Genomic DNA, 4,882 nt, shown 5'->3' with positions numbered 1-4,882 from the left:
CCGCACCCGGCCGGAGAGCAGCGCGCCGAGCAGCGCCACCCCGGCCATCGACAGCAGGATCACCGCGAAGGCGCCGGGCGAGCCGGCGGCCCGGGCGCCCTCGTGGGTGGCGGCCAGCGAGCCGCCGCCCAGCGCCGCGAACAGCACCCCGGCCATGCCCGTCAGCAGCACGTTGCCCAGCGCGTCGCTCATCTGCAGGGCGGCCGAGTTGGCCCCGGCGTCCTCCGGCGCGGAGAGCCTCATCATCAGCACGCTGACGCTCGCGACCGTCAGTCCCATCCCGATGCCGCCGACGCCCCAGGCCACCGACGCCGCCCAGGCCGGCACCCCCGGGACCAGCACCAGCGCGGCGCCCGCGATCGCCACCGCGGTCAGCAGGAAGCCGCCCCGGATCATCGCCTCGCGGTAGCGCTCGGCCCCCGGCCGCCCCTGGAGCCAGGAGCCCAACGCCCAGGTGAGCCCGCCGCTGGTCAGGGTCAGCCCGGAGAGCGTCGGCGAGAGGCCGCGCTCGGTGGTCATCATCAGCGGGACGAAGGCCTCGGCCCCGAGGAACGCCCCGGCCGCCAGCCCGCGCAGCAGGATGACCGTCGGCAGTCCGCGCCCGGCCCGCAGGGTCCGCTTCGGCAGCAGTCCCAGGACGGCCGGCACCAGCAGCGCCGCCCCGGCGATCCCGGGGACCAGCCCGATCAGGTCGCGGCGCTGGCCCGCGTACTGCAACAGGCCGGCGCCGACCGCCGCCATCGCGGCCAGCAGGGTGCGGCGGCGGTCGAAGGCCGCGCCCCGTTCCACCGGGTGCTCGCGCTCGGAGCGGGCCAGCGCCGGGCCCATCACCGCCAGCGGCAGCAGGATCAGCACCGGGACGGCCAGGAAGACCCAGCGCCAGCCCAGGTGCTGGGTGACGGCCCCGGAGACCAGCGGGCCGATGATCGAGGGCAGCACCCAGGCAGAGGAGAAGGCCGCGAACACCGCCGGCCGCAGCCGCTCCGGGTAGGCCCGGCCGACCACCACGTACAGGGCGACGATCACCAGCCCGCCGCCCAGGCCCTGGATCGCCCGCCCGGCCACGAAGACCCACATGCCGGGCGCCGTCCCGGCCACCACCAGGCCCACGCCGAACACCGCGATGCCGGAGAACAGCGGCCGCAGCGGACCGCTCCGGTCGCACCACTGGCCGGAGACGACCAGCGCGAACAGCGTGGTGGTGAAGTAGCCGGAGAAGGCGAAGGCGTACAGCCCGAGTCCGTGCAGCTGGCGGGCCGCCGTCGGCATCGCGGTGTTGACGGCGGTCGCCTCGAAGGCGATCACCAGGACCACCGACACGATGCCCAGCGTCAGCGCGCGGTAGCGGCCGCTGAGGACTCCGCCACCGGGGTCGCTTCCGGGGGATGTCGAGGTGGGGTCGACCGAGGTGGGGGAGGCAGTGGTCATACGTAACATCGTAAGAGCCGTCTGCCTCGGTGACCCCTGACCAGGGTCGCTGATCAGCTGGGACGTCAGGTCTAGGACCACACGCGCGAGCGGGGGTCAGTGCAGCACCTTGAGCCCCACCACGCCGGAGACGATCAGCAGCAGGCAGCCGATCCGGGCCGCCGTCGCCTGGTCCCCCAGGACGGCCATGCCGTAGAGCGCGGTGCCGACCGCGCCGATGCCGACCCAGACCGCGTAACCGGTGCCGATCGGGATGGTGCGCATCGCGTACGCCAGCCCGCCCATGCTGAGCAGCAGGGCGACGCCGAAGACGGCGCTGGGAACGAGGCGGGAGAAGCCCTTGGACGATTCCAGGGCCACCGCCCAGACGGTCTCCAGGAGACCCGAGACGATCAGAACGAGCCAGGCCATGACGGCCGTACCTCCGCAGTCCACAGCGGCCGGGTTGCCGCTGAACTGCGCCGTCTTGTCGTCACCGGGTACGACGCGCTCGTCCGGAGCGACGGAGGAACCGTCACCGTCTCCGACCGTAGCACACCGGGCCCTCCGGAATTCACACGGCGTTACACGGAATTCACGGTAAGTCATTGACCGCTCTCCCGAATTCCGCCATCCTGAATTCACTGGCCGTGTGCCCGAGTGGCTTAGGGAACCGTCTGCAAAGCGGTGCACGCGGGTTCGATCCCCGCCATGGCCTCGGAAAAGGAATTGCCGGCCGACTCCCGGAGTCGGCCGGCAATTCCTTTTCGGTCGTCCCGCTCAGGCGGTGACGGCGTCCTCCGCGCGGATCGGCAGCCGGCCGACCGGCAGGCCGGTGGCGGCCCGGACGGCGGCCGCGACGGCCGCCGGGGCTACCACCGCGGGCACGGCGCTGACCGCCTTGGCGCCGAAGGTGGCGACCACGTCCCGCTCCTCCAGCAGCGCGGCGATCCTCACCTCCGGGGTGTCCAGCGAGGTGGGCAACCGGTAGCCGGTGAGCGAGGGGTTGAGCAGCACCCCGCCCGAGGTCTGGAGGTCCTCCATCAGCGCCAGGCCCACGCCCTGGGCCACGCCCGCCTCGATCCGGTCCTCGATCTGCCGCGGGTTCAGCGCCCGGCCGACGTCCTGGGCGACGGTCATCTCGACCACCCGGACCGCGCCCAGCTCGATGTCCACGTCCACCACCGCGCGCATCGCGCAGAAGGAGATCGAGACGAAGGCGTCGCCCTGCCCGGACTCGTCCAGCGGCTCGGTCGGGTGCGGGCGGCACTGCGCGGTGGCCCAGAGCTCCTTGCCCTCCAGCGCCTCGGCGACCGGCATGCCGAGCACCCCGTCGTAGGAGGTGATCTTGCCGTCGGCGATCTGCAGCAGCTCCGCCGACATCCCGAAGTTGGCCGCGATCGGCTGCAGCAGCTGGTGGCGGACCATCAGCGCGGCCCGCTCGACCGCCCCGCCGGAGACCCAGGTGTGCCGGCCGCGGGCGGACGGCCCGGCGATCGACTGGTCGCTGTCGGCCGGCGCGATGTAGACCTCGCTGACGCCCAGGACGGTCTGCACGATCTGCCGGGCCAGCGTGGCGAAGCCCTGCCCGGCGTCGACGGCCGCGCAGATCACCGTGGCGTGGTCGCCGCTGACCCGCACGGTGGCCGTGGAGACCTCGTCCTCGCCCTCGGCGCCCAGCATGTGCACCATGCCCACGGCGTAGCCGATCCCGCGCCGCACCGCCGCCGGGTCCCCGGCGCCGCCGGGCCCGCCCGGCAGCAGCCACTCGGCGTCCGGGTCGTCCACCGGCAGGGCCGGCAGCGGCTCGGCCGCCACCGCGTCCAGCAGCGCGCGCACCGGGGCCGGGCAGGTGACGGCCTGTCCGGTGGGCAGCGGGTCTCCGGTGGCCATCGCGTTGCGGCGACGGATCTCCACCGGGTCCACGCCGACCCGGGCGGCCAGCTGGTCCAGCTGCGACTCGTACGCGAAGCAGGCCTGCAACGCGCCCTCGCCGCGCATCCGCCCGGCCGGCGGGTTGTTGGTGCGCACCGCCCAGGCGTCCACGAAGACGTTCGGGCAGACGTACGGGCCGACCGAGAAGGCCGTCGCGGCGGCCAGCGCCTCGGCCGAGACGTCCGCGTAGGCGCCGCCGTCCAGCAGGATCTGCGCCTCGACCTTCACCAGCTTGCCCTCGGCGTCGGCGTGGTGGCGGTAGCGCAGCAGCGCGGGGTGGCGCGAGGCGTGGGTGTGGAAGGACTCCTCGCGGGTCAGCGTCATCTTCACCGGGCGGCCGGTGCGCAGCGCCAGCAGCGCCAGGGTGACCTGGAAGGAGAGGTCCTCGCGGTCGGTGGTGGCGCCGGGCACGCCGGTGGCCACCAACCGGACCCGGTCGGGCTCCAGGCCCAGGCAGGCGGCGGTGCGGTCGCGGTCGCCGTGCGGGTCGGTGGAGGACAGGTGCAGCTCGACGCCGCCGTCCGGGCGCGGTACGGCCAGCCCGGCCTCGGCGCCGAGCGGGGCCGGGTCCTGCCGGCCGACCTGGTAGAGGCCCTCGACGACGATCTCGCCGGCCGCGTCCGGGTCCCCGGTGCGCAGCGGCAGGTGGCGGAACAGGTTGCCGTCCGGGTGCAGCGGCGGCGCGGTGAAGGACTGCTCGGGGTCGGTCACCGCCTCCAGCGGCTCGTAGTCGACCGTGATCAGGCCGACCGCCAGCCGGGCGGTGTCCGGGTGGTCGGCGGCCACCGCGGCCACCGGCTCGCCGTGGTGGCGCACCACGCCGGCGGCCAGCACCGGCCGGTCGGCGACGATCGGTCCGGCCGGGGCGCCGTCCGGCAGGCCGTCCGGGCCGGGCGGCAGGTCGGCGGCGGTGACCACGGCGTGCACCCCGGGCAGCGCGAGCGCGGCCGAGGTGTCGATGCCGCGGATCCGGGCGTGCGGGTGCGGGGAGCGCAGCACCGCGCCCCACAGCAGCCCCTCGGCCCACAGGTCGGCCGCGTACGGGTAGATGCCGAGCGCCTTGGGCAGCGCGTCGCTGCGCAGCGGGGAGCTGCCCAGGCCGAACGGCTCCGGTGCGCCGCCCTCGCCGCCGTCCTGCTGGAGTGCTGCGCCGATGTCGGTAGGCGACGTCATGATGCGTGGTCGTCCTCGGGGAGGCGGATGCCGTGGGCGGGGGTGGCGCCGTACGGGACGCCGGCCGGGGCGCCGCCCTCGGCCGGGGCACCGTGCGGGTGCGGATCGGCGTACGGGGTGCCGTGCGCGGGCGTGCCGTCGTGGGCGGTGCCGGGCAGCGGGGTGCCGTGCGCGGGGGTGGACTCGTACACCGGGGCGTCGTACCCGGTGTCGTAGCCGTTCTGCCGATGGCCGTCCGGGTAGCCGGCCGGCACGTAGGTGCCGTGGGCGGGGGTGGCCTGGTAGGGCTGCTCGGGGTAGCCCTGCGGCTGGTAGTACACCTGGTCGTCCACGGCCTGGGCGGGGATGCCGGGGTGTCCTGCCGTCA

Annotated in this window: 3 protein-coding genes, 1 tRNA gene, 1 pseudogene and 1 riboswitch; of the genes and pseudogenes, 1 reads left to right on the top strand and 4 read right to left on the bottom strand. The window is 74.9% G+C overall.

The genetic code is table 11. From position 1 onward, the window contains the following. Both J0670_RS30165 and J0670_RS30160 read right to left on the bottom strand, forming a co-directional pair. Nucleotides 1-1,428, bottom strand: a 1,428-nt coding sequence (locus J0670_RS30165; RefSeq protein ID WP_207814877.1) for an MFS transporter, incomplete at its 3' end; no start/stop codon positions are given. Nucleotides 1,429-1,524: 96 nt separating this feature from the next. Beyond that, on the bottom strand, nt 1,525-1,839 hold the full coding sequence (locus J0670_RS30160) for a multidrug efflux SMR transporter (protein WP_207814876.1): 315 nt from the start codon (nt 1,837-1,839) through the stop codon (nt 1,525-1,527). Between the two features lie 44 nt (nt 1,840-1,883). Continuing rightward, nucleotides 1,884-1,949, bottom strand: a riboswitch (guanidine-III (ykkC-III) riboswitch). Between the two features lie 104 nt (nt 1,950-2,053). On the opposite strand from J0670_RS30160, the gene J0670_RS30155 reads away from it, so the two are divergent. Further along, nucleotides 2,054-2,125: transfer RNA gene (locus J0670_RS30155), tRNA-Cys, on the top strand. Nucleotides 2,126-2,187: 62 nt separating this feature from the next. Here the strand turns inward: J0670_RS30155 and J0670_RS30150 are convergent. After that, entirely contained in the window at nt 2,188-4,515 is a 2,328-nt protein-coding gene (locus J0670_RS30150) for a xanthine dehydrogenase family protein molybdopterin-binding subunit (RefSeq protein ID WP_207814875.1), read from the bottom strand. After that, nucleotides 4,512-4,882: pseudogene (locus tag J0670_RS30145) on the bottom strand (hypothetical protein); the annotation flags it as partial. The pseudogene J0670_RS30145 and the gene J0670_RS30150, both read right to left, overlap by 4 nt.

The sequence above is a fragment of the Streptomyces sp. FH025 genome (assembly GCF_017427025.1).
GTDB lineage: Bacteria > Actinomycetota > Actinomycetes > Streptomycetales > Streptomycetaceae > Kitasatospora.
This window is presented reverse-complemented; position numbering and strand designations above follow the sequence as displayed.